Origin of the sequence: Streptomyces sp. NPDC053427, from assembly GCF_044544985.1 — a bacterium.
Classification (GTDB): domain Bacteria; phylum Actinomycetota; class Actinomycetes; order Streptomycetales; family Streptomycetaceae; genus Streptomyces.
Map to the genome: position 1 here is coordinate 110,856 of NZ_JBITYA010000008.1, position 25,914 is coordinate 136,769.

A 25,914-nucleotide genomic window follows, 5' to 3' on the forward strand; every position below is an offset into this window, starting at 1 on the left:
GTCGGCCGGGACCGGACCCTAGGAACCCCTGTCGGAAGACCACCGTGCACAAGACCCTGATCGTCACCAACGACTTCCCGCCCCGGCCCGGCGGCATCCAGGCCTTCCTGCACAGCATGGCGCTGCGCCTGGACCCCTCCCAGGTCGTCGTCTACGCCTCGACGTGGAAGCGCACCGAGGAAGGTCTCGCGGCCACCGCCGCCTTCGATGCCGAGCAGCCGTTCACGGTGGTCCGCGACCGTACGACGATGCTTCTGCCCACGCCCCGGGTGACCCGCCGCGCCACCGCCCTCCTGCGCGAACACGGCTGCTCCTCGGTCTGGTTCGGCGCGGCCGCGCCCCTCGGCCTGATGGCGCCCGCGCTCCGCGCCGCCGGCGCCCGCCGCATCGTGGCCACCACCCACGGCCACGAGGCGGGCTGGGCCCAGCTCCCCGCCGCCCGCCAACTGCTGCGCCGCATCGGCGAGGGCACCGACACCCTCACCTACCTCGGCGAGTACACCCGCTCCCGGATCGCGGCCGCCCTGACTCCGGCCGCCGCGTCCCGGATGGTCCAGCTCCCGCCCGGCGTCGACGAGAAGACCTTCCACCCCGCCTCGGGCGGCCACGCCGTACGGGCCCGCCTCGGCCTCGCCGGCCGGCCGGTCGTGGTGTGCGTCTCGCGTCTCGTCCCCCGCAAGGGCCAGGACACCCTCATCGAGGCGATGCCGGCCGTCCTGGCCGCGGTCCCGGACGCGGTCCTGCTGATCGTCGGCGGCGGCCCGTACGAGGAGGAGCTGCACGCCCTCGCCCTGCGCAAGGGCGTCGCCGACTCCGTGCGCTTCACCGGCGCCGTCCCCTGGGAGGAACTCCCCGCCCACTTCGGCGCCGGCGACGTCTTCGCCATGCCCTGCCGCACCCGCCGCGGCGGCCTCGACGTCGAAGGCCTCGGCATCGTCTACCTGGAGGCCTCCGCCACCGGCCTGCCCGTGGTGGCCGGCGACTCCGGCGGCGCCCCCGACGCCGTCCTGGACGGCGAAACCGGCTGGGTGGTCCCCGGCGGCTCCCCCACCCCCACCGCCGAACGCCTCATCACCCTCCTCAAGGACCCGGACCTGCGCCACCGAATGGGCACCCGGGGCCGAGCCTGGGTCGAGGAAAAGTGGCGCTGGGACCTGCTTGCGGGGCGCCTGGAAGCGTTGCTCTAGCCCCCCACGTTTTCGGCTGTCCCGCCGTGGTGGGTTTCTCGCCGTTGCGCCTGGCGGCGGGCCCCTCCGCTGCGCTTTGCCTGCGCCGTACGTTGTCGGCCGTCCCGCCGTAGGGGTTTGTCGCCGTTGCGCCTGCGGCGGGCGTGGGTTTGTAGGGAGCGGTGCCGGCCCTACACGGCTCCGCCGCTACGGTCCGTCCCCTCCCGTGGGTGGGGGGTTAGGGGTCGGTGGGGGCGGGCGTTGTGTGTTCGGTGCCTGTGATCGTGTGCACAGGGTGCGCCTGACCGCCGGCGTACACCCCCACCGTCCTTCTCCCACCCATCAACGGGGAGGGGCCGGGCCGCAGGACGGAGTCCGGAGGCCCGGTCCCGCTGCCGAACAGCCCCGCGCAGCGGCAACCAGCCCGCCGCAGGCGCAACGGAGAGAAAGCCCGAAACATCGGCCCAGGCAAAGCGCAGCGAACGGGCCCGCCGCAGGCGCAACGGAGAGAAAGCCCGAAACACCGGCCCAGGCAAAGCGCAGCGAACGGGCCGCAGGCGCAACGGCGACAAACCCCTACGGCGGGAAAGCCAAAAACGTGGGGCCAACTACCCCCGGTAAATGGCCTCGATCTCCTCAGCGAAGTCCTTCGCCACAACATTCCGCTTCAGCTTCAGGGAGGGCGTCACATGCCCCGACTCCTCCGTGAACTGCGTCGGCAGGATGCGGAACTTGCGTACCGACTCGGCCTTGGACACGGCCGCGTTCCCGTCGTCGACGGCCCGCTGCACGGCGGCCAGCAGCTCCGGGTCCTTGGCGATGTCGGCCGGGGCGACATCGGCGGGGTGGCCGTGCTCCTCCGCCCAGCGGGGCAGGAATTCCTCGTCGAGGGTGATCAGGGCGCCGATGAAGGGGCGGCCGTCGCCGACCACCATGCATTCGGCGATCAGCGCATGGGCGCGGATGCGGTCCTCGATGACCGCTGGGGCGACGTTCTTGCCGCCCGCGGTGACAAGGATCTCCTTCTTGCGGCCGGTGATGGCGAGGTAGCCGTCCTCGTCGAGGGTGCCGATGTCGCCGGTGTGGAACCAGCCGTCGGAGAGCGCCTCTTCGGTGGCCGAGGGGTTGTTCCAGTACTCGGTGAAGAGGTGCTCGCCGTGCAGGAGGACCTCGCCGTCGTCGGCGATGCGGACGACGGAGCCGGGCAGCGGCTGGCCGACGGTGCCGATCTTCTGCCGGTCCCAGGGGTTGAAGGCGGTGGCCGCACAGGACTCCGTCAGGCCGTAGCCCTCCAGGACGGTGAAGCCGATGCCGCGGTAGAAGTGGCCCAGGCGCTCGCCGAGCGGGGCGCCGCCCGAGATGGCGTGGGTGGCGCGGCCGCCCAGGACGGCGCGCAGCTTGCCGTAGACGACGCGGTCGAAGACCTTGTACTTGACCTTGAGGCCGAGGGAGGGACCGTCGGCGGTGTCCAGCGCGCGGCTGTAGGCGATGGCGGTGTCGGCGGCCTTGTCGAAGATCTTGCCCTTGCCGTCGGCCTGCGCCTTGGCCCGCGCCGAGTTGTAGACCTTCTCGAAGACGCGGGGGACGCCCAGGACCATCGTCGGGCGGAAGGAGGCCAGATCGTCCGTGAGGTGCTTGATGTCGGGGGCGTGGCCGAGCTTGATGGGCGCCATCAGCGCCGCCACCTGGACCAGGCGGCCGAAGACGTGCGCCACGGGGAGGAAGAGCAGGACGGAGGCGTCGCCCGTACGGAAGAGCGGGCGCAGGCGCTCGACGACATTGCCGCACTCTGCGAAGAAGCTGCGGTGGCTGAGCACGCAGCCCTTGGGGCGGCCGGTGGTGCCGGAGGTGTAGACGATGGTGGCGGGCGAGTCGGCGTCGGCCAGCGCGCTGCGCTCGTCGACCTCCTCGTCGGTGATGCCCGCGCCCGCGGCCCGCAGCCGGGCGACCGCGTCCCGCTCGATCTGCCAGATGTTCTCCAGGTCGGGCAGCCGGTCGCGGACCGATTCGACGGCGGCCTCATGGGCGGGGCTCTCCACCAGGCAGGCCACCGCGCCCGAGTCGCCGAGTATCCACTGGATCTGCTCGGCGGAGCTGGTCTCGTACACCGGGACGGTGATCGCGCCGGCGCTCCAGATCGCGAAGTCCGACAGCGTCCACTCGTAGCGGGTGCGCGACATCAGGCCGACGCGGTCGCCGGGCTTGACGCCCGAGGCCATCAGGCCCTTGGCCACCGCCCGGACCTCGGCGAGGAAGGTGGTGGCGGTGACGTCCTGCCACTGCCCGTTCACCTTGCGTCCAATGACCGCAACATCCGGGTGCTGCGCGGCATTTCGGCGGATGAGATCCGTCAGATTGCCGTCCGCGGGGACCTCGTACAGGGCCGGAAGGCTGAACTCGCGCAAGACTGCTGCTCCTCATTGGCGCCGGCGCCACGACGCTGTGCGTACACCGGTTGCGGTCCAAGATCATGCAAGGGGGGTCGGACTGCCCGGACGTTACCCATCGGTATTGCTTTTGGGATAGGGGGTCGCGCCCAGATGTTTGATGCGTCACACGCTTTACGACACGCCATGGAACTGCTTCCGCGCAGACTAGACCAGCAGCGTGCTGACCCGAAAGTAACCCCAGGTCGTGGGCGGCCTCCCGGCAACTGCCCGGGGCATCTAGGGTGGCGCCATGCGTGTGCATGTGGTCAGTGACGTCCATGGCAACAGCCGCGGCCTGGCCGCCGCGGGCGACGGTGCCGATGCGGTGGTCTGCCTCGGTGACCTGGTGCTCTTCCTGGATTACGCCGATCATTCGCGCGGCATCTTCCCCGACCTGTTCGGCGTCGAGAACGCCCACGCCCTCGTCGAACTGCGCACCGCGCGTCGCTTCGAGGAGGCCCGCGACCTGGGCAGCAGGCTCTGGGGCGAGCTGGACCGGACGGGCCGGAGCCGCGAGTCGGTCATCGAGGGCGCGGTCCGCAAGCAGTACGCCGAGCTGTTCGCCGCCTTTCCCACCCCTACGTACGCCACATACGGGAATGTCGATATGCCGCGGCTGTGGCCGGAGTACGCAAAGGAGGGCGTCACCGTCCTCGACGGCCAGCGGGTGGACATCGGGGGGCGGGTGTTCGGGTTCGTCGGCGGCGGGCTCGCCACGCCGATGGCCACCCCGTACGAGATCGGGGACGAGGAGTACGCCGCCAAGATCGAGGCGGTGGGGGAGGTGGACGTGCTGTGCACGCACATTCCGCCGGAGGTTCCCGAGCTCTGCTACGACACGGTCGCCCGCCGCTTCGAGCGCGGCAGTTCGGCGCTGCTGGAGGCGATCCGCCGGACCCGTCCCCGTTACTCCCTCTTCGGGCACGTCCACCAGCCGCTCGCCCGCCGGGTGCGGATCGGCGCCACGGAGTGCATCAACGTCGGGCATTTCAACGCGACCGGGGTGCCGTACGTCCTGGAGTGGTGAACCGGCGGCGCCGATGCGCCCGGCCGCGCGTCCGCCGGGTATCCCCCGCGCGGTAGCCTTCAGCAGCAGAGACACGGGGATTGACGAGCTTGACGCGAGTCGGCGGACCGGCCCGAATCGGCATGGAAATGGCATGGAGGAGTCACGGCGATGGCCGAACACACCAGCTCAAGCATCACGATCGAGGCGGCGCCCGCCGAAGTGATGGGAGTGATCGCCGACTTTGACCGCTATCCGGAGTGGACCGGAGAGGTCAAGGAGGCGGAGGTGCTGGCCAAGGACGAGCGGGGCCGCGCCGAGCAGGTGCGCCTGGTGCTCGACGCCGGTGCGATCAAGGACGACCACACCCTCGCCTACACCTGGACCGGCGAGAGCGAGGTCAGCTGGTCGCTGGTCAAGTCGCAGATGCTGCGCGCGCTGGATGGTTCGTACCGGCTCGCCGCGGTGCGCGGCGGCGCGGCGACCGAGGTGACGTACCAGCTCACCGTCGATGTGAAGATCCCGATGCTCGGGATGATCAAGCGCAAGGCGGAGAAGGTCATCATCGACCGGGCGCTGGCCGGGCTGAAGAAGCGGGTGGAGAGCGGTCCCGGGTCCGCCGCGGGCTCCGGTGCGCCCGCCGACGAGGGCAAGAAGCTCTGAGCGTGCGGACCGTCCTCGTCACCGGCCCCGGCGGCGCCGGCCGCAGCACGCTGGCCGCCGCGACCGCCCTGGCCGGTGCCCGGCGGGGAGCGCGCGTACTGCTGCTCACGACCGAGAGCAGCGCTCCGGAAACGGTGCTGCGCTCGCGTCTGAGTGCGGATGCCGCGACCGAGATAGCCCCCGGCCTGCACGCCCGCCGCATCGACTCCGGCGACCGCTTCCGCCAGGAGTTCCTCGCCTTCCAGGAGCGCGCCGGCGCCGCCCTCGACCTGCTCGGCGCCAGTCCCCTCGACGAGGACGAACTCACCGAACTCCCCGGCTCCGAGCCCTTCGCGCTGCTGCACGCCCTGCGCGCCGAACACGCCTCGGACGCCTGGGACATGCTCGTGGTCGACATGCCGCCCGCCGCCGAAACCATCAGGCTGCTCGCGCTGCCCGCCCAGGTCCGCCGCTATCTGCGCCGCCTGCTGCCGCCCGAGCGCCAGGCCGCCCGCGCGCTGCGCCCGGTGCTCGCCCAGCTCGCCGGCGTCCCGATGCCGGCCCAGAAGCTGTACGAGGCCGCCGAGCGCTGGGAGCGCGAACTCGCCGCCGTCCAGCGGGTGATCGAGGACCCCGGCACCTCCGTACGCCTGATCACCGACGCCGGCCCGGTCGCCGCTGCCGCCCTGCGCGACCTGCGCGCCGGACTCGCGCTCCACGGCCGGCGCACCGACGCCCTCGTCGTCAACCGCCTGCTGCCCACCGGCTCCGCCGACCCCTTCCTCGCCGCCCTCTCCGGCAGCCAGCAGGCCGCCCTCAAGGCGCTGCGCGAGGAATTCCCCGATCTGCCCGTGCGCGAGGTGCCGCACCTGGGCCGGGACCCGCAGGGCGTCGAGGACCTGGCCGACCTGGCAGACGCGGCCGACCCCTCCGAGCCCGCCGAATCCGCCGACGGGACCGGGGCCGCCCACCCCGACCCCTGGACCGTGGCGGACCGCCTCGCCACCGACGGCATCCTCCTGTGGCGGGTGCCGCTGCCCGGCGCCCGGCGGGACGGCCTGGGCCTGGTGCGCCGCGGCGACGAAATCGTCGTCACCGTCGGCCCCTTCCGGCGCATCCGCACGCTCCCCTCCGCGCTGCGCCGCTGCACCGTCTCCGGCGCCGGACTGCACGACGGCGTCCTCGACATCCGCTTCACACCCGACCCCGGCCTGTGGCCGGCGGCCACCGAACGGAGTTCTTGAACGCCGTAGCGTCATGCGGTCGAGGTGCGCCCGACGGCGCCGCCCCTCCCGCGATCACGCCACCCTGGACGGCCGGACGGACACCGGCGGCGAAATCCGTACGGATTTTCGCCCTCGGTTCCGAAAGGCCCGCGTTGCCCCCCGGCAACGTTGGTAACGTCGGGAGTAAGTCCCGCCGCCGGAGCCCACGGAGAACATCATGAGTGACGCCACCGAGCGCCCCGCCGACCGTACGGCCGGCGTCGACGCCGATGCCTGGGAGACGGCCTGCGCCGAGGACCTCGCGGCGGAGCAGGCCCGCCGCCGTACCGCATACGGCCCGCAGCCGGGGAGCGCCGCCGAGGAGCTGCGCAAGCTCGCCGAGGCCGTCACCGACAAGCTCGCCGGCATCCAGCTGCCCGGCGCGCTGGGCGGGATCGCCGCGCAGGGCGCCGTCAGCCAGCTGTTCCGGCAGGCCAAGGCCGCCGTGGAGCCGGTCATCGAGCGCAACCCCGAGGTCTTCGACCACCTCGCCGCGGCCGGTTCCGAACTCCTCGCCGCCTACCGCTCGGCCGTCGAGCGCAGCGAGCGCCGCTGGACCCGCGACGACCTCGACGACCGCCCCGGCGGCCGGACCGAGGGCCGGACCGGCGACCCGCGCGACGACGACGGCCCCACCGGCACCGAGCGGATCGATCTCGACTGACGCCCCGCCACCGCACGGCGGGGAAGGCGGTCCCTCCTCCGGTACGGTTGACCCCGGCGGGGAGCCGAGCGAAAAACTGAGGGACACATGGGACTCACCATCGGCGTCGACATCGGCGGCACGAAGATCGCGGCCGGCGTGGTCGACGAAGAGGGCTCGATCCTCGAGACGTGCCAGGTGCCGACCCCGCAGGCCACCGACGCACTGACCGAGGCCATCGCGGACGCGGTCCGCACGGTCGGGGCCGACCACCAGGTCGAGGCCGTCGGCATCGGCGCGGCCGGCTATGTCGACGAGAAGCGGGCCACGGTCCTCTTCGCGCCCAACATCGACTGGCGCCACGAACCGCTCAAGGACAAGGTCGAGCAGCGCGTCGGCCTCCCCGTGGTCGTCGAGAACGACGCCAACGCCGCCGCCTGGGGCGAGTACAGGTTCGGCGCGGGCCAGGGCCACAGCGACGTCATCTGCATCACCCTCGGCACGGGCCTGGGCGGCGGCATCATCATCGGCAACAAGCTGCGCCGCGGCCGCTTCGGCGTCGCCGCGGAATTCGGCCACATCCGGGTCGTGCCCGACGGCCTGCTGTGCGGCTGCGGCAGCCAGGGCTGCTGGGAGCAGTACGCCTCCGGCCGCGCCCTGCTGCGCTACGCCCGCCAGCGCGCCTTCGCCACCCCCGAGAACGCCACGGTGCTGCTCTCGCTCGGCGACGGCACACCCAACGGCATCCAGGGCAAGCACATCAGCGCCGCCGCCCGCCAGGGCGACAAGGTCGCCATCGACTCCTTCCGCGAACTGGCCCGCTGGGCCGGCGCGGGCCTGGCCGACCTCGCCTCGCTCTTCGACCCGTCCGCCTTCATCGTCGGCGGCGGCGTCTCCGACGAGGGCGAACTGGTCCTCGACCCGATCCGCAAGTCCTTCCGCCGCTGGCTGGTGGGCAACCAGTACCGGCCGCACGCCCAGGTGCTCGCCGCCCAGCTGGGCGGCAAGGCCGGACTGGTGGGCGCGGCCGACCTCGCCCGCCAGGGCTAGCGGCCCCCGGCACACCGAGGCGTGGCCCACGCCCGTCACATCCCCCGGGACGTGACGGGCGTTGCCCGTTTCTGCCCTACTCTGGGCCCGCGTGACGACCCCGTCTCCCGGCCCTTACGACGGCCCCGGCGAGAGGACCTGCCTCCTTGATCTCGCTCCCCGACTCCCGTACCGAGCCCGACGGTTCGGCCGTGATCCGCGTACTCAGCTACAACATCCGCTCGCTGCGCGACGACCCGGCGGCGCTGGCGCGGGTCATCAGGGCCTGCGCCCCCGATCTCGTGCTGATCCAGGAGGCGCCGCGGTTCTTCCGCTGGCGCAAGGCCGCCGAGCGGCTGGCCCGTGCGTCGGGGCTGGTGTACGTCACCGGCGGCGCCACGACCGCGGGCCCGATGATCCTGTCCACGCTGCGCGCCCATGTGGAGCGTACGGAGGACATCCTGCTGCCCCGCACGCCCGGCCTGCACCAGCGGGGCTTCGCCACCGCAGTGGTACGGATCGGCGGCGCCCGGCTCGGGGTGCTCAGCTGCCACCTCAGCCTCGCCGCCGCGGAACGCCACCGGCAGGCCGGACTGCTGCTGGAGCGGCTGGCGCTGCTGGATGTGCCGTACGCAATCGCGGGCGGGGACCTCAACGACCGGCCCGACGGGCGGAGTTTCCGGCGGCTGGCGGAGGCGCTCACGGATGGCTGGACGGCCGAACCGTGGGGCGGGGAGTACACCTCCACGCCCCACGAGCCGCATCAGCGGATCGACGCCGTGTTCACCACGCCGGGCGTGGAGGTACTGGGCTGCGGGGTGCCGCACGGCCTGCCCGGCGTGCACGAGGCGGACCTGCGGGCCGCCACGGACCATCTGCCGGTGCTGGCCGCGGTGCGGGTGCCGGCCGACGGCTAGGGCGCTGATCCACCGGCCAGGCCCTGGGGCCCGCTCACACCACCGCCCCGCCTCCCGGCAGATCGTCGTCGTCCCCGTTGTCGTCCTTCATCCGCCCCACCAGCGTGGCGAAGCCGCCGAGGAAGCCGCCGATGCCCAGGAGGGCGATCCACCACGTCACGGGCTGCTGGATGATCACCATCGCCACCAGCAGCAGCGGACCGCCGAGCACCGCGAGCCAGGCGAACTTCGTGGTGACGTCGGCCGTCGGCAGCGGGGGCGGCTCCGGCGGGGTGAAGTGCCCCTCGTCCGTCGCGTCGAAGTCGTCGTCGGACGGCTCGGCGGCGCTCCAGTCGCGCGGTCCGACGCCGGGGGCGAAGACGACGAAGCTGCCGGGGCGGGCGCCGCCGGACGCCTTGTCACCGGCCCCCGGAAGCGCCGTACCGTCCTTGGCGTCCTTGGCGTCCTTGGCGTCTTCAGGGTCCTTGGGGCCCTTGGCGTCCGTACGGTCGGCGGCGGCGTCCTCGTCCGCCGCGGGGAACTCCGGCTGCTCGCCGTACCCCGCGACGATCTCGGCCCAGGCGGCCTCTTCGTCCAGCGGCTCCTGGGGATCGCGCGGGCTATGCTCCGCCACTGGCCGCCGTCCCCTCCTTGACGCCGCCGGGCAGGACCTCGGGGGCGAGCCGGGCGATGAAGGCGAAGGTGTCGGCGAAGATCTGCTCGGCGTCGTGGTCGAGCGTGGCGACGTGATAGCTGCGCTCCAGCAGCTTGTGCCGGACGTCCGTGGAGGACACCCGGCTCAGGATCCGCTCCGAGTCCACGGGCGGTACGACATGGTCCTGCGGGCTGGTCATCACCAGCAACGGCTGTGTGACGCCCGGGAGTTCGGAGTCGACCTGCTGGAAGAGGCGGCGCATCGAGTACGCGGCCTGCAGCGGCACCCGGTCGTAGCCGACCTCCTTGGCGCCCGGCTTGGCGATGTCGCTGGCGATCCCGTTGGTGGTCCGTACGAGATACCGCAGCACCGGAAGCAGCGGCGCCGCGGCATCATGGAGCTTGTTGGCAGGGTTGACCACGGCCACGCCGCTGATCGCGTCGCCGTGCTTGGCGGCCAGGCGGAGCGCCAGCGTGCCGCCCATGGACAGGCCGCAGACGAAGACCTTGGTGCAGCGCTCGGTGAGCGCGCGCAGCTCGCGGTCGACCTCGGCGTACCAGTCCTGCCAGGTGGTGATCCCCAGGTCCTGCCAGCGGGTGCCGTGCCCCGGCAGCAGCGGCAGGGCGACGGTCAGCCCCTGGTCGGCCAGATGGTCGGCCCAGGGGCGTACGGACTGCGGGGAGCCGGTGAAGCCGTGGCACACAAGGACGCCGACCTCTCCGCCGTCACGGCGGAACGGCTCGGCTCCGGGAAGGAGCGGCACCGGGGAACTCCGATCAGTAAAGGGGGCCTGGTGGGTTACCTCAGGGTACGCGGACCGACGCGGAGCGGATAGGTCCGGCAGCGCCCGCGCGGCCCCAGGTGGGCCCGTCGCAGCCCCGCCGCGGCGAGCGGGGCGCCGGGGCAGGTTAAGGTCTTTGCGTCACACACAGGAGGCAGTCGGTTGATCTACGGCGCAATGAAGTTTTCCATCGGCGGGTCGCTGAAGCTTGCCTTCAGGCCCTGGGTGGAAGGCATCGAGAACATCCCCGCCGAGGGTCCGGCGATCCTCGCGAGCAACCACCTGTCCTTCTCGGACTCCTTCTTCCTGCCCGCGGTGCTCGACCGCAAGGTCACCTTCATCGCCAAGGCCGAGTACTTCACCTCCCCGGGGGTGAAGGGCAAGCTGACCGCGGCGTTCTTCAAGGGCGTCGGCCAGCTGCCGGTCGACCGGTCCGGCGGCCGGGGCGCGGGCGAGGCGGCGATCAAGAGCGGCATCGAGGTGCTGGAGCGCGGTGAGCTGTTCGGCATCTACCCGGAGGGCACCCGCTCCCCGGACGGCCGGCTCTACCGCGGCAAGCCCGGCGGACTGGCCCGCGTCGCACTGGCCACCGGCGCGCCGGTCATCCCCGTGGCGATGATCGACACCGAGAAGGTGCAGCCTCCGGGCAAGATCGTGCCGAAGATGATCCGGCCGGGCATCCGTATCGGCAAGCCGCTGGACTTCACCCGCTATCAGGGCATGGAGGGCGACCGCTTCATCCTGCGGTCGGTCACCGACGAGGTCATGTACGAGATCATGAAGCTGTCCGGCCAGGAGTACGTCGACATCTACGCGACGGCGGCCAAGAGGCAGATCGCCGAGGCGGCGAAGGCGGCGGTGGAGACGAAGAAGAAGGCGGAGGCGGAGGCCGGCAAGGCCGCCGGGAAGGCCGAGACGACCGGGGCGTAAACACGCCCGGGCGAGGGGTGGGGGCGGCATGACGGATGCCGGCATGACGGATCTGAGCGGCGGCATGGCCGCCGGCCGGCGGCACGGCAAGCGCCCGCCGAAGGTGCTGCGGATGTCCGTCGAGCTGCCGCTGTGGCGGGCGCTCACCGGCTACCGCATCCTCACCCTCGGCTATGTGCTGTGCCTGTTCGCCCTCTCGTACAAGCAGTACGCGCATCCATGGGGTGCCTTCGCCTACATTGCGGCGCTCACCGTCTGGATGGCGTTCACCTGGCGCCGTACGACCTCCGCGGAGCGCTGCACCCGGCACTTCCTCATCGCCGACCTCGCCTTCGCGGTCGGCGGCATCCTCCTCACGGCGGTGGTCGACACCCCCGCCCGCATCGCGGACGGCGGGCCCACCCTGCCCTCCATCTGGACGGCGGGCGCCGTCCTGGGCTTCGCGATCAAACGGGGCTGGCGCTGGGCCGCCGTGGGCTCGGCCGCGGTGGCCGCCGCCAATCTCATCGAACGCCAGGAGCTGGCCCGCGACACCATCCACAACGTCGTCCTGGTGTGGGTCGCCAGCGTCGCCATCGGCTATGTCGTCGAGGTCGCCCGCGCCAGTGAGCGCACCCTCGCCCGCGCGCTCCAGATAGAGGCCGCCACCCGCGAACGCGAGCGGCTGGCCCGCGACATCCACGACAGTGTGCTCCAGGTGCTGGCGATGGTGCAGCGGCGCGGCACCGCGATCGGCGGCGAGGCGGCCGAGCTCGGCAGGATGGCGGGTGAACAGGAGGTCGCGCTGCGGACGTTGGTCGCCGGCGGGCTGATGCCGCCGCCGCGGCGGGAGGCCGCACCGGAGGCCGCCCCGCACGCCGCGCCGCCCGCACCGGCCGGCGGACCGTGCGACGTCCGTGCACTGCTCGCCCCGTACGCGGGCGCCGGCGTCACCTTCTCCGAGCCCGGCGCCCCGGTCGAGCTGCCGGCCGCCGCCGCGGCGGAGCTGGCGGCCGCTGTCGGTGCCGCACTGGACAATGTGCGGGTGCACGCGGGGGACGGTGCCCACGCGTGGATCCTGGTGGAGGACGAGCCGCAGGCGGTGATCGTGACGGTCCGCGACGACGGCCCCGGCATCCCCGAGGGACGGCTCGCGGACGCCGAACGCGAGGGCCGCCTCGGCGTGGCCCTGTCGATCCGCGGCCGGCTGCGGGACCTGGGCGGCAGCGCCGAGTGGGTCTCGGTCCCCGGCCAGGGGACGGAAGTGGAGTTGACGGTTCCCAAGGGCGCGGCGCCCAAGGGCAGAGGGCGGGGGAAGGCAAAAGCGTGAGTGGGCAGACGGGCCTGAGGGTGATGGTGGTCGACGACCACCCGATGTGGCGGGACGCGGTCGCACGGGATCTGGCCGAGGCCGGGTTCGAGGTGGTGGCGACGGCCGGCGACGGCCTCCAGGCGGTGCGCCGGGCGCAGGCCGCCGCCCCCGATGTGCTGGTACTGGACCTGAACCTGCCGGGCCTGCCCGGCGTCCAGGTGTGCAAGGAACTGGTCGGCACCGATCCGGCGCTGCGGGTGCTGGTGCTCTCCGCGAGCGGCGAGCACGCCGACGTCCTGGAGGCGGTCAAGTCCGGGGCGACCGGCTATCTGCTGAAGTCGGCGAGCACGGAGGAGCTGCTGGACGCGGTGCGCCGCACGGCCGCCGGCGACCCGGTGTTCACGCCGGGCCTGGCCGGTCTGGTGCTCGGCGAGTACCGCCGCCTGGCCACCGAACCGGCCCCCGCGACGCCGGACGAGCCGGGCGCCCCGCAGCTGACGGAGCGGGAGACCGAGGTGCTGCGGCTGGTGGCAAAGGGCCTCTCGTACAAGCAGATCGCCGAGCGGCTGGTCATCTCGCACCGCACGGTGCAGAACCACGTCCAGAACACCCTCGGCAAGCTCCAGTTGCACAACCGCGTGGAGCTGGTGCGGTACGCCATCGAGCGCGGCCTCGACGACGCGTAACCGTGCATCCGTGAGGTCACCCGCTCGTACGGGTGAACGCGCGGAATCAACTCCCCGACAAATCAACGGAATCGGATTTTGCCCATCCCGGAGTGACGTACGTCACCATTAGCGTGACGCGGGTCCGCTCATGTACGGCCGTACGCGGCCAACGACGGGATAGGTGAAGCGATGCGGGTCGGAGTACTCACCGGTGGCGGCGACTGCCCTGGTCTGAACGCGGTGATCAGGGCCGCCGTCCGCAAGGGCACCCAGGAATACGGATATGACTTCGTCGGCTTCCGGGACGGCTGGCGCGGCCCCCTCGAGGGCGACACCGTGCCGCTGGACATCGCGGCGGTCCGCGGGATCCTGCCGCGCGGCGGCACCATCCTCGGATCCTCGCGGACGAACCCCTTCGCGGCGGACGACGGCATCCGCCGGATCAAGGACACGCTGGCCAAGAACGAGATCGGCGCGCTCATCGCGATCGGCGGCGAGGACACCCTCGGCGTCGCCGCCCGCCTCTCCGACGCATACGACATCCCCTGCGTAGGCGTCCCCAAGACCATCGACAACGACCTCTCGGCCACCGACTACACCTTCGGCTTCGACACCGCCGTCGGCGTCGCCACCGAGGCCATCGACCGCCTGCACACCACCGCCGAATCCCATATGCGGGTCCTGGTCGTCGAGGTGATGGGCCGTCACGCCGGCTGGATCGCGCTGCACTCCGGCCTCGCCGGCGGCGCCAACGTCATCCTCATCCCCGAGCAGCGCTTCGACGTCGACGAGGTCTGCGGCTGGATCGAGTCCCGCTTCAAGGTCCGCTACGCCCCGATCGTGGTCGTCGCCGAGGGCGCGATGCCCAAGGACGGCCAGATGGTCCTCAAGGACGGGTCCACCGATTCCTTCGGCCATGTCCGGCTGTCGGGCGTGGGGGAGTGGCTGGCCAAGGAGATCGAGTCGCGCACCGGCAAGGAGGCGCGCACGACCGTACTCGGCCACACCCAGCGCGGCGGCACGCCCAGCGCCTTCGACCGCTGGCTGGCCACCCGCTTCGGGCTGCACGCCATCGACGCCGTACAGGACGGTGACTTCGGCAAGATGGTCGCACTGCGCGGCACCGACATCGTCCGGGTGCCGATCTCGGAAGCGACCGCGAAACTGAAGACCGTCGATCCCTCGCTCTACTCCGAGGCGGGCGTCTTCTTCGGCTGAGCTGTTCGATCGGTTCTTCGGCTCACCCGCCGAGCTCGACGGCTGAGCTCGGTGGGTGAGCGTGGCGGCCGGGCGCTTCGACCGGGCTCTTCCGCCGAGCCGGTGCCGGATGGCCGTGCCGCCGGGCCGGTGCCGGATGGCCGTGCCGCCGGGCCGGTGCCGGATGGCCGTGCCGCCGGGCCGGTGCCGCATGGTCGTGCCGCCGAGCCGGTGCCGACGGCCTTTGCCGTCGAGCCCGTGCCGCACCGCCGGACCGCGGTGGCGCGCCATGGTGGCGGCCTCCGGAATCCGGGCCCCGGGAACACCCGGCCCGCCCGCCGCGTTGTGGCCCCGCAGGGGGCGCTCGCAACCCTTACGGGATCTGTTCGCCCCCGCCCTAAGGGCCCTCCTCGCCCCCGCCCCCCGCCCGTACTCCGGTCGGCGCCGCCAGGCAAGGCGCCGTATATTCGCCATACGCCACATATTCGGCCCATTGCCGAAACTCTGGGGCAAAATGTACCGGCGGGAGGGAACGTGGAGATCGTCGCCTTCGGTGTCCAGGCGGACGAGCGCGAGCTGCTGGAGCGGGCCTTCGAGGGCCGGCACCAGGTCCGCAGCCTGGATGTGTTCATCAACCGCGACACCGCCCCCATCGCGCGCGGCTACGAGGTCGTCAGCTCCAGCGTCAACGCCGACCTGAGCGCCGATGTGCTCCAGGTCCTCGCGGTCGGCGGCACCAAAATGGTCGCCCAGCGCTCCACGGGCTTCAACAACATCGATCTTCAGGCCGCGGCCGACCTCGGCCTGACCATCGGCCGGGTCTCCGCCTACTCCCCCTACGCGGTCGCGGAGTTCGCCTGGGGCCTGGCGCTGGCGGTGGACCGGCGGATCGTTCCGGCCGCCAACCGCACCCGTAACTTCGACTTCCGGCTGGACGGCCTGATGGGCCGCGATCTGCGCGGCCGTACGGCGGGCGTGATCGGCACCGGGAGGATCGGCGAGGCGTTCACCCGGATCGCCCATGGCTTCGGCATGAACCTCCTCGGCTGGGACATCGCCGAGAACCCCAACTGCGTCGCCCTGGGAATGAAGTACGTCGGCCGGGAGGAACTGCTCGCCCGGTCGGACCTGGTCACCCTGCACGTCCCGCTGCTCGATGCCACCCGGCACCTCATCGATGCCGCCGCGCTGGCCGCGATGAAGGACGACGCGATCCTGATCAACTCCAGCCGCGGCGGGCTCGTCGACAGCGCGGCCCTCGTCGACACCCTCAAGGCCGGCCGGCTCGCCGGCGTCGGCCTGGACGTCTACGAGGAGGAGGCCGGGCTCTTCTCCTTCGACAAATCCCTGGACATCATCAACGACGACATCCTCGCCCGCCTGATGACCTTCGCAAACGTCCTGGTCACCGCCCATCAGGCGTACTTCACCAAGGACGCGGTCGGCCAGATCATCGACGCCACCGTACGCAACGTCGAGGACTATCTGGCCCACCGCACCAACGAGAACATGCTGGTCACACGAGGACAGCTGCCAGCAGCTGAGCGGTGACCGCCGCGCCGTCCAGCGTCAGCACCGACTCCGGGTGGAACTGCACGCCCGCGAAGCCGGGCCCGCGCAGCGCATGCACGTCGCCGGTCTCCGCATCCCGGCTCAACTCGACGCGGTGCATGGCCAGTTCGGCGGCCGTGGTGTCGTCGCAGCGGGCCGTGAAGGTGTTGTAGAAGCCGACCGTCTCGGCGCGTCCGAAGAAGTCGATCCGCTCCTGTGCGCCCTGGAAGGGCACCTCCTTGCGGACGATCTCCAACCCCAGCTCGGCGGCGAGCAGTTCGTGGCCCAGGCAGACTCCGAGCAGACCGTGCCGGTGCTCGCGCACCAGCTCCGCGGTCAGCGCGCGCAGCGTACGCATCTTGGGGTCGGCGGCGTCGGCCGGGTTGCCGGGACCGGGGCCGAGCACCACCGGCCCTTCGTGCGCGAGCGCGGTGGCCCGCAGCCCCGGCTCGTCGTAGCGATGGATGTCCACCGTCAGACCCGAGGTGCGCAGCAGATGCGCCAGCATCGCGGTGAAGGTGTCCTCGGCGTCGATGACCAGCGCATGTCCGCTGAGCGCGGCGGTCGGCGCGGTGGTCTGCATCCGCAGCCAGAACGGAGCGAGGTTGGCGCGGCGGCCGGCCAGCGCCGCCTGCACCCGCGGGTCGTCGGCGAGCCGGGGCGGCGCGGCGTCCGCCCCGTCCTTCGGGCCGCGGGGCAGGGCCGGCGCGGGGCGCACACCGAGCGCGCCGAGCACCCCCGCCGCCTTGGCGTGCGTCTCGGCCACCTCGCCCGCCGGGTCCGAGCCGCGTACCAGCGTCGCCCCGACCGGCACCCGCAGCCGTCCGGCCGCATCGATGTCGGCCGTACGGATCAGGATCGGCGAGTCCAGCGTCTGCGCGCCGCTCGCATCGCGGCCGATCAGGGCCAGCGCGCCGGCGTAGTAGCCGCGGCCGCCGGCTTCGTACCGTTCGATGACCCGGCAGGCGTTCTGTACGGGCGACCCGGTGACGGTCGCCGCGAACATCGTCTCCTTCAGCACCTCCCGCACATCCAGCGACGACCGCCCGCGCAGCTCGTACTCGGTGTGCGCGAGATGCGCCATCTCCTTCAGCCGCGGCCCGATCACCACGCCGCCCATGTCGCCGACGGTGCACATCATCTTCAGCTCCTCGTCGACGACCATCGAGAGCTCCTCGATCTCCTTGCCGTCCGCGAGGAACTCCAGGAGGCCGTCGGCGGTGGGGCCGCCGGCCGGGTAGCGGTAGGTCCCGCTGATCGGGTTCATCACGACGGTGCCGCCCACCCGCCGCCCGCCGCCCTCCGCGGCCGGGGGCGGCGCGTGCCCGCCCCGCTCGCCCGTCATCCGGACGTGCACCTCGGGGCTGGCGCCGACCAGGGTGCGCTCCCCGGTGTGCACGACGAACGTCCAGTACGCGCCCCGCTCGGTGGCCAGCAGCCGCCGGAACAGCGCCAGCGCGTCGGCCCTGCCGAACCCCGGGATCTCGCCTTCGTAGGTACGCCGGATGACGAAGTTCGCGCCCTCGCCCCGCCCGATCTCCTCGTCCAGCACCCGGCCGACGATCGCCGCGTACTCCTCGTCGGTCACATCGAAGGCCCCGTCCGTCACCTGCACCTCATGGGCCGGGAGCTGCGCCAGCGCCTCGGCGAGCGGCAGCTCGTACCTCTCCTCGGGGACCAGCGCCGTGAGCGGCGTGCCGTCGTCGCGGACGTCGAAGCCGCGCTCCCTGATCTGCCGGAACGGCACCAGCGCCAGCCCCTCGGGGAGGTCGGCGAGCCGGTCGTACGCGGCGACGGGGCCGATGAGGACCTCCACCGCGTCGTGGTCGCGGCCGGGGGTGCGGCGGTGCAACAGGGCAAAGGGCCGGTCGTCGGCGAGCAGCTCGGGCAGATGCATGGTTGTCGTCCTTCTCTCTCATGTGCTGGGGGAGAGGGACGGCCCGGGTCCGGAAACGCCGAAGGCCGCCCCTGGGGCGGCCTTCGCGGAGTCTGTGGGTGCGCGCGAATCAGTGGGCCGCCGGATGAGCGGTCCACCACCAGTTCCTGTTCGGCTGCGCGTGCATGGGGGGCACCATACCGGATCGGCTGCGCCTGGGCTTGGCCCCACGTTTTTGGCTGTCCCGCCGTGGTGGTTGTTCGCCGTTGCGCCTGCGGCGGGCGTGGGTTTGTAGGGAGCGGTGCCGGCCCTACACGGCTCCGCCGCTACGGTCCGTCCCCTCCCGTGGGTGGGTGGAAGGGGTTGGTGGGGGCGGGCGTGGTGTGTGTCCGTTCACCATGATCGGTCCACAAGAGACACTTGACCGCCTACGGGCACCCCCACCGTCTTCTCTCCACCCTCAACGGGGAGGTGCCGGGTCGTAGCGGCGGAGCCGTGTAGGCCCGGTGCCGCTGCCGAACAGCCCCGCGCAGCGGCAACCAGCCCGCCGCAGGCGAAACGGCGAGACAGTCCGAACCATCGGCCCAGGCCAAGCGCAGCGAACGGGCCCGCCGCAGGCGCCACGGAGAGAAAGCCCGAAACATCGGCCCAGGCCAAGCGCAGCGAACGGGCCGCAGGCGCAACGGCGAGCAACCACCACGGCGGGACGGCCGACAACGTGGGGCCCAGGCAAAGCGCAGCGCCCCGTCTCACACTCCGGTCGCGGTTCTGGACCCCCGTCGGGACCCCGTAATGTGGTGTTCGTGACCGTGAACGCTGAAACCCACGCCGGTGGCAACACCTGGCGAGACCTGCCCGCGGCGCAGCAGCCTGACTGGCCGGACCAAGAGGCTCTGCGCGATGTGATCGCGGAGCTCGAGTCCTATCCGCCGCTCGTCTTTGCGGGCGAGTGCGACCAGTTGCGTGAGCGCCTGGGAGCGGTCGCCCGTGGTGAGGCGTTCCTGCTTCAGGGCGGCGACTGTGCGGAGGCCTTCGACGCCGTCTCCGCCGAGCACATCCGCAACAAGCTCAAGACGCTCCTCCAGATGGGCGCCGTGCTGACCTACGCCGGGTCCGTCCCGGTGGTCAAGGTCGGCCGGATCGCCGGCCAGTACAGCAAGCCGCGCTCCAAGCCGACCGAGACCCGCGACGGGGTGACGCTGCCGACCTACCGCGGCGACTCCGTCAACGGCTTCGAATTCACCGAGGCGGCCCGGATCCCGGACCCCGAGCGGCTCAAGCGGATGTACAACGCCTCCGCGGCGACCCTCAACCTGGTGCGCGCCTTCACCACCGGCGGCTACGCCGACCTGCGCCAGGTGCATGCCTGGAACCAGGACTTCGTGAAGTCCTCCCCGGCGGGGCAGCTGTACGAGGACCTGGCCCGCGAGATCGACCGCGCGATCAACTTCATGAACGCCTGCGGGGTGGACCCGGAGGAGTTCCGTACCGTCGAGTTCTACGCCTCCCACGAGGCGCTGGTCCTGGACTACGAGTCGGCGCTCACCCGCGTGGACTCGCGCACCGGCAACCTCTACGACGTCTCCGGCCACATGGTGTGGATCGGCGAGCGCACCCGGCAGCTCGACGGCGCGCACATCGAGTTCGCCTCCCGCATCCGCAACCCGATCGGCGTCAAGCTCGGCCCGACCACCACGGTGGAGGACGCGCTCACCCTTATCGAGCGCCTCGACCCGGAGCGTGAGCCCGGCCGGCTGACCTTCATCACCCGCATGGGTGCGGACAAGGTCCGCGACAAGCTCCCCGAGCTGGTCGAGAAGGTCACGGCCTCCGGCGCCCAGGTGGCGTGGATCTGCGACCCGATGCACGGCAACACCTTCGAGGCGGCCTCGGGTCACAAGACCCGTCGCTTCGACGACGTGCTGGACGAGGTCAAGGGCTTCTTCGAGGTCCACAAGGGCCTCGGTACGCACCCGGGCGGCATCCACGTCGAGCTGACCGGTGACGACGTCACGGAGTGCGTGGGCGGCGGCGACGAGATCTTCGTCGACGATCTGCACCAGCGCTACGAGACCGCCTGCGACCCGCGGCTCAACCGCAGCCAGTCGCTGGACCTGGCGTTCCTGGTGGCAAAGATGTACCGCGACCAGTAGGGCTTTTCCGGGGCCTGGCCCCGTATGACGCGATGGGGCGCGGATCCTGTGATCCGCGCCCCATCGCGTTGCCCGCGCCTTGTCGCCGCCTCGCACGCCAAGTAAGGTAAGGGTAACCTCACTCAAGATCGGAGATCGGCGAGTGCCGCCGGTCGCCCGGCAGTGAGGATCCCTATGGAGGTGAAACCGCGTGTACGTCTGCTCATGCTTCGGGATCACCGAGCAGCAGGTCCGCGAGCACGCGGGTACGGGCGCTTGCACGCCCCGCCAGATCGCCTCCGCCTGCAAGGCCGGCACCGACTGCGGCGGCTGTGTACGCCGTATCCAGCAGCTGCTCGGCCGTGGCGCATGCCCGCGCCGTGAGCTCATCGACAGCGGTAGCACCGAGCCGCTGGGCGCCGCGGCCGAGCCCCCGCCGGTCGCGGAGGTGGCCGCAGTGGCGCCCGCGGCGCTCCAGGAGGCCGCGTAGCCCTCCGGGGCGGCACGGCCCGTGCGATGAGCGCGCTCAGCTCGGCTGCTCGATCAGCTGGGCGATGTACAGCGCCTCGCCGAGTTTCTCGACCAGCTCCAGCTGGGTGTCGAGATAGTCGATGTGGTGCTCCTCGTCCGCGAGGATGTCCTCGAAAATGTTCGCCGAGGTGATGTCGCCCTTGGCGCGCATGATGTCGATTCCGCGCTTGAGCCGGTCGATCGCCTCGACCTCGACCTGCCGGTCCGCCTGGAACATCTCGGTGACGGTCTGGCCGACGCGTACATGGAACAGCCGCTGGTAGTTCGGCAGCCCTTCGAGGAAGAGAATGCGGTCGGTCAGGATCTCCGCGTGCTTCATTTCGTCGAACGACTCGCTGCGCGTGTACTTGGCGAGCTTCGTCCAGCCGAAGTTCTCCTGCATCTTGGCGTGCAGGAAGTACTGATTGATCGCGGTCAGCTCGGCAGTCAGCTGCTCGTTGAGGAATTCAATGACCTCGGGGTCGCCCTGCATGGCTGCGGGCTCCTTCCGCGCGAGAACTGGGCAGGTGCCGCGCATCCTTGCACCGCCCGGAGTGGACAGTCCAGTAAGTGCACGCTTAGTACGAGTTGCCCGATTGTCTCCTCCCCTGGTCATCGGCACCCCTTCCGGTCTGACAACATGGGAGGCATGGGTCAGCCGCACAGCCGCGATGAGGAGCATCCTCAGCTGCCTCCGGGGCAGCGACTGCAGCGGGGCTGGCCGGTGACGCATTACGGGCCGGTGCCGAAGTTTCGCGCCGAACGCTGGGAGTTCCGCGCCTTCGGCGCCACCGCGGACGGCGGAAAGCACTGCTGGACGCATGAGGAATTCACCGCGCTGCCGTATGCGACCGTCGTCTCCGATATGCACTGCGTGACGAAATTCAGCATGCTGGAAGCCGAATGGGGCGGGGTCCGGACGCAGACGATCCTGGATCTCGCGCCGCCCGCGCCGGATGTCACCCATGTGATGGTGTGGGCCGAGTACGGGTTCAGCTCGAATGTGCGGCTGGCCGATTTCGCCGCCGAGAACTGCATCTTCGCCACCCACCGTTCCGGTGAACTGCTCACCGCCGAACACGGTTTTCCGGTCCGGCTGGTCGTGCCGCATCTGTATGCCTGGAAGGGCCCCAAGTGGGTCCGCGGCATCGAATACATGACGGCCGATCGCCGCGGCTTCTGGGAGGAGCGGGGCTACCACAACCTCGGCGACCCGTGGCGCGAGCAGCGCTACTCCTACCAGGAGGAACCGGGCGAGGGCCCGGAGCTCTGAGCCCCGCGCCCCCGCCCGGCGTGCGCGTTCCCGCCTCTTCCCGCTCTTCTCGCCCGTTCTTCCTGCCCGCTCCGGCCCGTTCTCAGTGGTGGTACCGGTGCACCACCGCATGGCCCTTGCCGCGGCCGATCATCCACCGGTTCACGGGGGTGGTCACCGCGAAGGCGAGCGCCAGTGAGGCCGCCAGGGCGCCCCAGAACAGCAGGTCCGATAGTTGCGCGTCCATGGCGCTCGGCCACAGCGCGATCACGCCGTTGTCGATCAGTTCCATCACCGCGATGGAGAGCGTGTCGGCGGCGAGCGCGATCCGGAACGCCGTACGGAAGTCCACGCCCGCCTTGAGGACGCCGCGCAGGGTGAGCGAGTAGCCGAAGACGAAGGCCAGCGCGATCGCCAGGACCATCGTCGGGACGTTGTGCCAGCCCAGCGCGGTGCCGATCACCATGCCGAGGATCTCGCCGATGGCGCAGCCGGTGAGGCAGTGCAGGGTGGCCCGGGCGGCCGTCGCCCAGCTGACGGGGCCGTGGCCAGGGTGTCCGGCGTGGCCGTGTCCGGTGCGGCCGTGCTCGGCCGGCGTGTGCCGGGCGGTCGCCTCGTGCCCGGTGGCCTGTTGCTCGTGGTGCGCATGGTGCTGCATGAAAGCCCCCAACGAGAGGTAGCGGTTCCTGCTCGACGACAGGAACCGTATACCCCCCGGGGGTATCAATCAAGCGTCGGTGCCCGCAGCTCCTTCAGCCGGGCCACGTCCGCCGCATGCCCCTCCTTGCCGCCCGGCGTCTCGATCACCAGCGGCACCCCCTCCGTCGCCGGATGCCGGAACAGCTCCCCGAACGGCTCCGCCCCGATGTGCCCGGCCCCGATGTTCGCGTGCCGGTCCTTGTGGGCGCCCACCACGTCCTTGGAGTCATTGGCATGGATCAGCCGCAGCCGGCCCTCGCCGGTCACCTCCACCAGCTCGTCCAGCAGCGCCTTCATCCCGCCCGGCGCAGCCATGTCGTGCCCGGCCGCAAAGGCGTGACAGGTGTCCAGGCAGACGCCGAGCCGGGGGTGCCGGTCCAGCGCGTCGACATACGGGCCGAGGTCCTCGGCCAGCGCACACAGCGAAGCGCCCTGCCCGGCCGTCGGCTCCAGCAGCAGCCACGGGTCGTCGTCCCGCGTCAGCTCGTCCAGCAGCGGCCGCATCCGCTCCCGCACCTGCGCCAGCGCCTCGGCCCGCGGCCGCCCACCGGTCGCCGACCCGGTGTGCACGACCACCCCGAGCGCGCCGATCTCCCGCCCGCGCCGCAGCGAGTGGCGCAGCGACTCCACCGACCTGTCGACGGTCAGCTCGTTGTGCGACCCGAAATTGATCAGATACGGCGCATGGACGTACGCCGGAATGCCCTCCTGCGCACAGGCCGCCCGGAACGCCTCGTCCTGCGCGGGGCTGCCGGGCGGCGTCGCCCAGCCGCGCGGATTGGCCACGAAGACCTGCACGGTCTCGCCGCCCATCTCGCGGGCGTACGGAAGACCGACCTTCGCCAGGCCGCCGGCCACCGGCACATGGCCGCCGACCGGATTACGTGCGCGGGCGCGCTGCCCGTCCTGCTCTGCGGTACTCACCCTCCCAGGGTGCCAGGTGCCGCTCGGCGGCCGTCCGCCGGACGGCCGCCGACCAGCGGGGACCTACAGGGCGCCCTTGAGCTTGATGGTGATGGTGCTGCCCTTCGGAGCCTGCTCGTCACCTTCGACCGACTGGCTCTCGACCTCGTCCTGGGGGAAGAGGAACGGCTTCTTCACCTCGACCTCGAAGCCGGCGTCCGTCAGCGTCTTCCTGGCGTCCGCCTCGCTCTGCCCGGTGACGTCCGGGACGGAGACCATCTCCGGCCCCTTGGAGAGCGTGAGGGTGACGGTGTCGCCCTTGCCCAGCCGGGTGTCCGCGCCGGGCGACTGCTGGGCGACGGTGTCCTTGTCCTCCTGCGAGAAGACCGGCTGGTCCGCGAACTTCACCTTGAAGCCCTCCTCGCGCAGCGAGGCCTCGGCATCGGCGCGGTCGTCCCCGACCACATCCGGCACATCGATCTCGGGGCCCCGGCTGACCGTCAGCGCCACCGCCGTGTCCGGCTGCCGCTTGCTGCCCACGGCCGGATCCGTACGGATCACCGAGCCCTGGGCGACCTCGGTGCTGAACTCCCGCTTCACGGCGCCCGGAATCAGACCCAGGTCGCGCAGCTTGCGCTTGGCGTCCACCACCGGCGTGCCGGACAGGTCCGGTACGGAGACGATCTCCGGGCCCCGGGAGACGGTGAGGGTGACCGTGTCCGTACCGCGGATCTGCTTGCCGGTCCCCGGGTCCGTCTTCATGACGTGGCCGCGCTCCACATTCGAGCTGAAGCCGCGCACCACCTTCACGCCCAGCCCCTCGTCGCGCAGCGTCTTCACCGCCTTGGCCTGCGGCATGTCCAGCACCGCGGGGACGGTCGTGAACTGGCCGGCATTGATGTACCAGACGCCCGTGCCCACACCGAGGATCAGCAGGACGGCCGCGACGACGGTGAGGACCTTGTGCCGCTGTATCAGGCCCGCGCGCGGCGCCGCGGCGGGCACCGGGCGCAGCCGGGTGGTCTGCTCCGCGGGCGGCACCGCGTCCGCCGGCGGCATCTCGAGGCGGCTGGTGCGGTTCAGCTCCGCCTCGCCGGGCCCCGCCGGGCCACCGAGCCGCGGCAGCACGTCCGTCCGCTCGGCGTCGCTCCCCGGCACCTCGTGCGCCTGCGGCGGCACCGCGTCCAGCTGCGCGTCGGTCAGCTCGGCGCGCGCCGACCGGGTCCGGGACAGCAGGGCCACCGCGTCCTGCGGGCGCAGCTGGGGGTCGCGGGCGGTGGCCAGCGCGACCAGATCGTCCAGCTGCGGCGCCAGACCCGGCACAAAGCTGGACGGCGGCGCCACGTCCTCGTGCAGATGCCGGTAGAGAATCTGCGCCGCGGTGCCGCCGGTGTGCGGCTTGCCGCCCGTCAGCATCTCGAAGAGCACCACACCGCAGGCATAGACATCGACCCGGGCGTCCGCGGTGCCGTGCTCCATCTGCTCGGGCGCCAGATAGGAGACGGTGCCCAGGACGGAGCCGGTCGAGGCGGTGGTGTTGGTGTCCACCGCGCGCACCAGACCGAAGTCGGCGACCTTGACCCGGCCGTCGTCGCCGATCAGGACGTTCTCCGGCTTCATGTCGCGGTGGACGAGACCCGCGCGGTGCGCGGCACCCAGGGCGGCGAGGATCGGCTCCAGGATGTCCAGCGCGGCCCGCGGCTGCAGGGCGCCCCGCTCCCGCAGTACGTCGCGCAGCGTGCACCCGGCGACGTACTCCATCGCCAGATAGACGTACGTGCCGTCCGTGCCCTGGTCGAAGACGCCCACCACATTGGGGTGCGACAGCCGCGCGACCGACTTCGCCTCACGGATGAAGCGGTCCACGAACGCCGCATCGGTGGCCAGAGTCGGGTGCATCACCTTCAGCGCGAGCACACGGTCGAGACGGGTGTCCAAGGCCCGGTAGACGGTGGCCATCCCGCCTGCGGCAATGCGCGCCTGGACGTGGTAGCGGCCGTCGAGCAGCTGGCCCTCGAGCGGGTCCTGAAGGGTCGTATCCACGGCCCCGAGTCTAAGGGCCCCACGCTTTCGGCTTGCCCGCCGTAGGGGGAAAAGGCCGGTGCGGGCGCACGTCGGCGGTCAGGCGCCCCCGTGCACACGATCACAGGCACCGAACACACAACACCCGCCCCCACCGACCCCTACCCCCACCCACGGGAGGGGACGGACCGTAGCGGCGGAGCCGTGTAGGGCCGGCACCGCTCCCTACAAACCCACGCCCGCCGCAGGCGCAACGGCGAAACACCCCCACGGCGGGACAGCCGACAACGTACGGGCGCAGGCAAAGCGCAGCGGAGGGGCCCGCCGCCAGGCGCAACGGCGAGAAACCCACCACGGCGGGACGGCCGAAA

Annotated in this window: 24 protein-coding genes; 15 read left to right on the forward strand and 9 right to left on the reverse strand. The window is 71.7% G+C overall.

What is annotated here, in order from left to right; all coding sequences use genetic code 11:
• Positions 1-44: 44 nt before the first annotated feature.
• Positions 45-1,187 carry a glycosyltransferase family 4 protein gene (locus ACIGWZ_RS22955; RefSeq protein WP_400067455.1) on the forward strand — a complete coding sequence of 381 codons (1,143 nt, stop codon included), beginning with the start codon at positions 45-47 and terminating at the stop codon, positions 1,185-1,187.
• Positions 1,188-1,774: 587 nt separating this feature from the next.
• Here ACIGWZ_RS22955 and ACIGWZ_RS22960 read toward each other — a convergent pair.
• Positions 1,775-3,571 carry an AMP-dependent synthetase/ligase gene (locus tag ACIGWZ_RS22960; RefSeq protein WP_400067457.1) on the reverse strand — a complete coding sequence of 599 codons (1,797 nt, stop codon included), beginning with the start codon at positions 3,569-3,571 and terminating at the stop codon, positions 1,775-1,777.
• A 274-nt stretch (positions 3,572-3,845) separates the two neighbouring features.
• Between ACIGWZ_RS22960 and ACIGWZ_RS22965 the strand changes: the two genes are divergently transcribed.
• The 6 genes from ACIGWZ_RS22965 (at position 3,846) to ACIGWZ_RS22990 (ending at position 9,097) form a co-directional block, all read left to right on the forward strand.
• Positions 3,846-4,622: a metallophosphoesterase gene (locus tag ACIGWZ_RS22965; RefSeq protein WP_400067459.1), complete on the forward strand. Its 777-nt coding sequence runs from the start codon at positions 3,846-3,848 to the stop codon at positions 4,620-4,622.
• Between the two features lie 150 nt (positions 4,623-4,772).
• Entirely contained in the window at positions 4,773-5,264 is a 492-nt protein-coding gene (locus tag ACIGWZ_RS22970) for an SRPBCC family protein (protein WP_400067461.1), read from the forward strand.
• Positions 5,265-5,266: 2 nt separating this feature from the next.
• Entirely contained in the window at positions 5,267-6,487 is a 1,221-nt protein-coding gene (locus ACIGWZ_RS22975; RefSeq protein ID WP_400067463.1) for an ArsA family ATPase, read from the forward strand.
• A gap of 199 nt (positions 6,488-6,686) precedes the next feature.
• Positions 6,687-7,172, forward strand: coding sequence for a DUF5304 domain-containing protein (locus tag ACIGWZ_RS22980; RefSeq protein WP_400067465.1), 486 nt, complete (start codon positions 6,687-6,689; stop codon positions 7,170-7,172).
• A gap of 87 nt (positions 7,173-7,259) precedes the next feature.
• Entirely contained in the window at positions 7,260-8,201 is a 942-nt protein-coding gene (locus ACIGWZ_RS22985) for an ROK family glucokinase (RefSeq protein WP_400067467.1), read from the forward strand.
• A 146-nt stretch (positions 8,202-8,347) separates the two neighbouring features.
• Positions 8,348-9,097 (forward strand): endonuclease/exonuclease/phosphatase family protein, encoded by a 750-nt coding sequence (locus ACIGWZ_RS22990; RefSeq protein ID WP_400067469.1) that lies wholly within the window; start codon positions 8,348-8,350, stop codon positions 9,095-9,097.
• A 34-nt stretch (positions 9,098-9,131) separates the two neighbouring features.
• Here the strand turns inward: ACIGWZ_RS22990 and ACIGWZ_RS22995 are convergent, their stop codons facing one another.
• Positions 9,132-9,710 carry a hypothetical protein gene (locus tag ACIGWZ_RS22995; RefSeq protein ID WP_400067471.1) on the reverse strand — a complete coding sequence of 193 codons (579 nt, stop codon included), beginning with the start codon at positions 9,708-9,710 and terminating at the stop codon, positions 9,132-9,134.
• Positions 9,697-10,494, reverse strand: coding sequence for an alpha/beta hydrolase (locus ACIGWZ_RS23000; protein WP_400067473.1), 798 nt, complete (start codon positions 10,492-10,494; stop codon positions 9,697-9,699). The genes ACIGWZ_RS22995 and ACIGWZ_RS23000 overlap by 14 nt, the downstream gene beginning before the upstream one ends.
• A gap of 195 nt (positions 10,495-10,689) precedes the next feature.
• Here ACIGWZ_RS23000 and ACIGWZ_RS23005 point away from each other — a divergent pair, with 195 nt between their 5' ends.
• From ACIGWZ_RS23005 to ACIGWZ_RS23025, 5 genes are all read left to right on the forward strand, one after another.
• On the forward strand, positions 10,690-11,442 hold the full coding sequence (locus ACIGWZ_RS23005; RefSeq protein ID WP_400067474.1) for a lysophospholipid acyltransferase family protein: 753 nt from the start codon (positions 10,690-10,692) through the stop codon (positions 11,440-11,442).
• A gap of 43 nt (positions 11,443-11,485) precedes the next feature.
• Positions 11,486-12,751, forward strand: a complete 1,266-nt coding sequence (gene macS / locus ACIGWZ_RS23010; RefSeq protein ID WP_400067476.1) for a MacS family sensor histidine kinase — start codon at positions 11,486-11,488, stop codon at positions 12,749-12,751.
• Complete coding sequence (locus ACIGWZ_RS23015) at positions 12,748-13,419, forward strand: response regulator (RefSeq protein ID WP_400067478.1); 672 nt, start codon at positions 12,748-12,750, stop codon at positions 13,417-13,419. The genes macS and ACIGWZ_RS23015 overlap by 4 nt, the downstream gene beginning before the upstream one ends.
• A 171-nt stretch (positions 13,420-13,590) precedes the next feature.
• A complete protein-coding gene (locus ACIGWZ_RS23020) occupies positions 13,591-14,619 on the forward strand; it encodes a 6-phosphofructokinase (RefSeq protein WP_400067479.1) in 1,029 nt (342 codons plus the stop codon).
• A 513-nt stretch (positions 14,620-15,132) separates the two neighbouring features.
• Entirely contained in the window at positions 15,133-16,149 is a 1,017-nt protein-coding gene (locus tag ACIGWZ_RS23025; protein ID WP_400067481.1) for a 2-hydroxyacid dehydrogenase, read from the forward strand.
• Here the strand turns inward: ACIGWZ_RS23025 and ACIGWZ_RS23030 are convergent.
• Both ACIGWZ_RS23030 and ACIGWZ_RS23035 read right to left on the reverse strand, forming a co-directional pair.
• Positions 16,115-18,046, reverse strand: coding sequence for an anthranilate synthase family protein (locus tag ACIGWZ_RS23030; protein WP_400067483.1), 1,932 nt, complete (start codon positions 18,044-18,046; stop codon positions 16,115-16,117). The two genes, ACIGWZ_RS23025 and ACIGWZ_RS23030, sit on opposite strands and share 35 nt — an antisense overlap.
• 109 nt (positions 18,047-18,155) lie before the next feature.
• Positions 18,156-18,224, reverse strand: coding sequence for a trp operon leader peptide (locus ACIGWZ_RS23035; RefSeq protein WP_400068034.1), 69 nt, complete (start codon positions 18,222-18,224; stop codon positions 18,156-18,158).
• A gap of 610 nt (positions 18,225-18,834) precedes the next feature.
• Between ACIGWZ_RS23035 and ACIGWZ_RS23040 the strand changes: the two genes are divergently transcribed.
• Positions 18,835-20,178: a class II 3-deoxy-7-phosphoheptulonate synthase gene (locus ACIGWZ_RS23040; RefSeq protein ID WP_400068036.1), complete on the forward strand. Its 1,344-nt coding sequence runs from the start codon at positions 18,835-18,837 to the stop codon at positions 20,176-20,178.
• 190 nt (positions 20,179-20,368) lie between these two features.
• A complete protein-coding gene (locus ACIGWZ_RS23045) occupies positions 20,369-20,647 on the forward strand; it encodes a bacterioferritin-associated ferredoxin (protein ID WP_400067485.1) in 279 nt (92 codons plus the stop codon).
• A 36-nt stretch (positions 20,648-20,683) separates the two neighbouring features.
• On the opposite strand, the gene bfr is transcribed toward ACIGWZ_RS23045, so the two are convergent.
• Entirely contained in the window at positions 20,684-21,160 is a 477-nt protein-coding gene (gene bfr / locus ACIGWZ_RS23050; RefSeq protein WP_400067487.1) for a bacterioferritin, read from the reverse strand.
• A gap of 147 nt (positions 21,161-21,307) precedes the next feature.
• Between bfr and ACIGWZ_RS23055 the strand changes: the two genes are divergently transcribed.
• A complete protein-coding gene (locus tag ACIGWZ_RS23055) occupies positions 21,308-21,940 on the forward strand; it encodes a sulfite oxidase-like oxidoreductase (RefSeq protein WP_400067489.1) in 633 nt (210 codons plus the stop codon).
• 82 nt (positions 21,941-22,022) lie between these two features.
• Here the strand turns inward: ACIGWZ_RS23055 and ACIGWZ_RS23060 are convergent, their stop codons facing one another.
• From ACIGWZ_RS23060 to pknB, 3 genes are all read right to left on the reverse strand, one after another.
• Positions 22,023-22,577 (reverse strand): DUF4396 domain-containing protein, encoded by a 555-nt coding sequence (locus ACIGWZ_RS23060; protein WP_400067491.1) that lies wholly within the window; start codon positions 22,575-22,577, stop codon positions 22,023-22,025.
• A 65-nt stretch (positions 22,578-22,642) separates the two neighbouring features.
• A complete protein-coding gene (locus ACIGWZ_RS23065; protein WP_400067493.1) occupies positions 22,643-23,542 on the reverse strand; it encodes a deoxyribonuclease IV in 900 nt (299 codons plus the stop codon).
• A 63-nt stretch (positions 23,543-23,605) separates the two neighbouring features.
• Complete coding sequence (gene pknB / locus ACIGWZ_RS23070; protein ID WP_400067495.1) at positions 23,606-25,564, reverse strand: Stk1 family PASTA domain-containing Ser/Thr kinase; 1,959 nt, start codon at positions 25,562-25,564, stop codon at positions 23,606-23,608.
• Between the last annotated feature and the right edge of the window lie 350 nt (positions 25,565-25,914).

Excerpts from the sequence above, each read along its gene's own strand:
- ACIGWZ_RS23060 (WP_400067491.1), bottom strand. The coding sequence starts at position 22,577 with ATGCAGCACCATGCGCACCACGAGCAACAGGCCACCGGGCACGAGGCG.
- macS (WP_400067476.1), top strand. The coding sequence starts at position 11,486 with ATGACGGATCTGAGCGGCGGCATGGCCGCCGGCCGGCGGCACGGCAAG.
- ACIGWZ_RS23030 (WP_400067483.1), bottom strand. The coding sequence starts at position 18,046 with ATGCATCTGCCCGAGCTGCTCGCCGACGACCGGCCCTTTGCCCTGTTG.
- bfr (WP_400067487.1), bottom strand. The coding sequence starts at position 21,160 with ATGCAGGGCGACCCCGAGGTCATTGAATTCCTCAACGAGCAGCTGACT.
- ACIGWZ_RS23020 (WP_400067479.1), top strand. The coding sequence starts at position 13,591 with ATGCGGGTCGGAGTACTCACCGGTGGCGGCGACTGCCCTGGTCTGAAC.
- ACIGWZ_RS22985 (WP_400067467.1), top strand. The coding sequence starts at position 7,260 with ATGGGACTCACCATCGGCGTCGACATCGGCGGCACGAAGATCGCGGCC.
- ACIGWZ_RS22980 (WP_400067465.1), top strand. The coding sequence starts at position 6,687 with ATGAGTGACGCCACCGAGCGCCCCGCCGACCGTACGGCCGGCGTCGAC.
- ACIGWZ_RS23005 (WP_400067474.1), top strand. The coding sequence starts at position 10,690 with ATGAAGTTTTCCATCGGCGGGTCGCTGAAGCTTGCCTTCAGGCCCTGG.
- ACIGWZ_RS22965 (WP_400067459.1), top strand. The coding sequence starts at position 3,846 with ATGCGTGTGCATGTGGTCAGTGACGTCCATGGCAACAGCCGCGGCCTG.
- ACIGWZ_RS22970 (WP_400067461.1), top strand. The coding sequence starts at position 4,773 with ATGGCCGAACACACCAGCTCAAGCATCACGATCGAGGCGGCGCCCGCC.
- ACIGWZ_RS23055 (WP_400067489.1), top strand. The coding sequence starts at position 21,308 with ATGGGAGGCATGGGTCAGCCGCACAGCCGCGATGAGGAGCATCCTCAG.